Origin of the sequence: Salinibacter sp. (genome assembly GCF_036626415.1) — a bacterium.
In the GTDB taxonomy this organism is placed as follows: domain Bacteria; phylum Bacteroidota; class Rhodothermia; order Rhodothermales; family Salinibacteraceae; genus Salinibacter.
The window spans coordinates 1-3,990 of the sequence record NZ_JAZKRW010000191.1 but is presented as its reverse complement, the minus strand read 5'-3'; the positions used below and the strand labels follow the sequence as shown (position 1 = coordinate 3,990).

The 3,990-nt window shown below is 68.9% G+C and carries 3 protein-coding genes; all 3 read left to right on the top strand.

What is annotated here, in order from left to right:
- The coding region (locus V5A20_RS13435) for an ABC transporter ATP-binding protein (protein ID WP_332327573.1) at nt 1-639 on the top strand (639 nt) is incomplete at its 5' end.
- 48 nt (nt 640-687) lie between these two features.
- Nucleotides 688-1,635: an MlaD family protein gene (locus V5A20_RS13430; protein ID WP_332327572.1), complete on the top strand. Its 948-nt coding sequence runs from the start codon at nt 688-690 to the stop codon at nt 1,633-1,635.
- 164 nt (nt 1,636-1,799) lie between these two features.
- Nucleotides 1,800-3,848, top strand: coding sequence for a transketolase (gene tkt / locus V5A20_RS13425; RefSeq protein ID WP_332327571.1), 2,049 nt, complete (start codon nt 1,800-1,802; stop codon nt 3,846-3,848).
- Nucleotides 3,849-3,990 lie beyond the last annotated feature (142 nt).

The window sequence follows — 3,990 nt, the reverse complement described above, 5'->3', positions numbered from 1 at the left end:
GTCGGCCACTCGGGCTCGGGCAAGAGCGTGCTGCTCCGCCACCTGGTGGGCCTGCTGCAGCCGGACCGCGGGCATGTGCGCGTCGGGGACACGAACCTGGCCGCGCTGTCCGACGACGAGCTGGAGGCGGTCCGCACGCGCTTCGGCATGCTCTTTCAGGGCGGGGCCCTGTTCGACTCGATGACGGTCTACGACAACGTCGCCCTCCCCCTCCGGCTCCACACCGACCAGCCCGAGTCCGACATCGAGGGCCGGGTGATGGAGGAGCTGGGGCGGGTGGAGCTCCGGGCCGCGGCCGACCAGACGCCCGCGTCGCTCTCCGGGGGGCAGGTGAAGCGTGTGGCCCTCGCCCGCGCCATCGTTCGGAAGCCCCAGTACTTGTTTTACGACGAGCCCAGCAGCGGCCTCGACCCGGAGACCTCCAGCGTCATCGATGCCCTCATCGAGCAGCTCTCCCGCACGCTTTGCCGCATGGGCGTGATGGTGACGCACGACATGCACTCGGTGCTCTCGATCGCCGATCAGGTCGGCTTCCTTCACGAGGGGCAGATGCGGTTCGTGGGCACCGTAGAGGAGCTCCGGGCCTGCAGCGACCCCGTGCTCTGTGACTTTCTGGAGGCGAATGCCTACCAGCTGTGAGGCCGCCCCGGGGCCGTTCTCGTCTTTTCGATGCGACTCTTCCACGCCATGAGCACAGACCGCAGCGAAGAAAAGGAACAGGAGCGCTTCTGGAACGAGTTTCGGGTCGGCGTCCTTGCCGTCGCGGCCCTCGCGCTTCTGGTACTCGGCGTCCGGTTTCTGCAGGGCACCTCCCTGTTTGGAAACACCTACCCGCTGACCGCTCGCTTCGAGCAGGCGGAGGGCGTGGCGCCCGGCACGCCGGTCACGGTGCGGGGCATCTCCGTGGGCACCGTCGATCGCGTTGCGCTCGCAGACGATGCGGGCGTCCGGGTGCGCATGCGCATCCAAGACGATGTGCAGCTGCGGGAGGGCACGACGGCATCGGTCGGTGGCATCGCGGCGCTCGATGACGTGAGCATTTCGCTCGATCGGGCGGACGAGGGCGAGCCTCTTGCCGCCGGGGCCCGAATCCCCACGGTAGAGCAGGGGACGCTTGACGAGCTGCAGGAGCGGGCCCTGCCGATTGCTGAGCGAATCGACAGCGTGCTCGCACAGACCTCCGGCACGCTGTCGGAGGCCCAGCGCGTCCTCGCGGGATCGGAGCCGAACGTGCAGCGCCTGACCGAAAACCTCCGCTCGGCCTCGGCGGGCATCGATGCATTCGTACAGCAGGAGCGTGCGCCCATGCGCCGCACCATCGGCCACCTCGAACACACCGCCGCCACCCTGGAGGCCCTCGTCGACACGCTCGACCGCGACACGCTGGCTCAGGCGGTTGAGGACGCGGAGCGGACCCTGCACTACACGCGCCGCACGGCCCGGTCGCTCGAACAGAGCGCCGAGGACCTGGAGGCGATCCTGGCGGACCTACGGGCGGGGCGGGGCACCGCAGGCAAGCTCCTGGACGATCCGCGCCTCTACCACCGGGCCGACTCCCTTACTCTCCGGATGGACCGGCTACTGAAGGACTTCGAAGAAAACCCGGGGCGCTACATTAGCCTCGAAATCTTTTGACCGACGCGCCGTGGGTTGGGCGTTCCTGCGGACGGGACGCTGCACTGTAACGGACGCCTACGCTCCCCTACGGAATCGGCGAAGTTGAGGATGTCCCGCCGGATCGAGGCAGGGGCGCCTCTCACACCGAACGCGTTTCTCTGGGTGCACCCCTCCGACCCATCATGGCCTCTTCCTCCGTCCACGAAACCTGCGTCAACACCCTTCGCTTCCTGGCCGCCGACGCCGTCGAGGAGGCCGGCAGCGGCCACCCGGGCATGCCGCTCGGCGCGGCGCCCATGGCGTACGTGCTGTGGGATCGCTTCCTGAAGCACAATCCCAACAGTCCCGACTGGCCCAACCGCGACCGCTTCGTGCTGTCGGCAGGGCACGGCTCGGCGCTGCTCTACGCGCTGCTGCACCTCTACGGCTACGACCTGCCGCTGGAGGAGATCAAAAACTTCCGGCAGCTGCACAGCAAGACGCCCGGCCACCCCGAGTACGGCCACACGCCCGGCGTGGAGACGACCAGCGGCCCCCTCGGCCAGGGCTTCGCCAACGGCGTGGGCATGGCCCTCGCCGAGCGGTACCTGGCCGACACCTTTAACACCGACGAGCACCCGCTCGTCGACCACTACACCTACGGCATCGTCAGCGACGGGGACCTGATGGAGGGCCTCTCGGCGGAGGCCGGCGCGCTGGCCGGCCACCTCGGCCTCGGCAAGCTCATCTACCTCTACGACCAGAACTGCATCTCGATTGAGGGGGAGACGGACCTCGCCTTCACCGAGCGCGTGGCCTCCCGCTTCGACGCGCAGGGCTGGCACGTGCAGCACGTGGAGGATGGAAATGACCTCGACGACATCGAGGCCGCCATCGAGGCGGCGCAGGACGCCACGGAGCGTCCCTCCATTATCTGCGTCCGCACCCACATCGGCTATGGCAGCCCGCAGCAGGACACGGCCGACGTGCACGGCTCGCCGCTCGGGGACGACGACCTGGCGGCGACGAAGGAGCATCTCGACTGGCCGACGGAGCCACGCTTCCACGTCCCGGAGGCAGCCTACGAGCACTGCCGGCGCGCGCTGCGGACCGGCCCCGACCAGCAGACCGCCTGGGAGGAGACGGTGGACGCCTACCGCGAGGCCCACCCCGACGCGTGCCGCCTCTTCCTGCGGGCGATGGACGGGGAGGTGCCCGAGTATGAGGCCGACCACGTGCCCACTTTTCAGCCTGAGGACGGCCCGATCGCCACGCGCAACGCCTCCGGCGAAACCCTTCAAGAACTGGCCGCCAACATCTGCACGCTCGTGGGCGGCTCCGCCGATTTGGCACCGTCCAACAAGACCCACCTGGAGGGCTACGGCACCTTCCAGGCCGACCAGACGGGGCGCAGCCCGGAGACTACTTCCTCCTTTCAGTCGGGGCGCAACATCCACTTCGGCGTCCGCGAGCACGGGATGGGGGCCGTGACCAACGGCATGGCCCTGCACGGCGGCCTGCTTCCGTTCGACGCCACCTTCTTCGCGTTCTCCGACTACATGCGCCCGGCCCTGCGCCTGTCGGCGCTGATGGACCTGCACCGCGTCACGGTCTTCACGCACGACTCCATCGCGCTCGGGGAGGACGGCCCCACGCACCAGCCGGTGGAGCACCTGATGGCCATGCGCGCCATTCCCGGCTACACGGTCCTCCGCCCCGCCGACGCCAACGAGACGGCCGCCGCCTGGCGGTTTGCCGTGGAGCACAACGGGCCGGTGGGGCTCGTCCTCACGCGGCAGGCCCTCCCCATTTTCGACGCGGCGCGCATCCCGGACGATGCCATCGAGCGCGGGGCGTACGTGCTGGAGGACCCCGACCGCACGCCGGACGTTGTTCTTTTGGCAACTGGCTCGGAGGTACATCTCGCCCGCGACGCCGCGGTAGCACTGGCCGACGAGACCGTGGCCGCCCGCGTCGTCTCCATGCCGTCGATGGAGCAGTTTGAGGCCCAGCCCGAGACGTACCGTCGCGAGGTATTGCCGCCCGACGTGCCCACGGTGGCCGTGGAGGCCGGCATCTCGCGCGGCTGGCATCATCTCGTCGGCAACGACGGCGCCGTGATCGGCCTTGACCGCTTTGGCCTCTCGGGGCCCGGCGAGGAGGTCTACGAAGAGCTCGGCTTCAACGTCGACCGTGTCGTCGAGACCGTCCACGACGTCCTGGAAGACACGGCGTCCCCGGCTGTCTCGTGATCCTGCGCCCTGTTTTTGGCGCCTCCGCCCACACCGTCCAACGTGCAACGCAAATCGTTCCAACGCACAACCCAAATCCCCCATGCTCGAAACCCAAGCTGCCCCCTCCCCGACCCTCGCCGCCCGCGATGAAGGCCAGTCC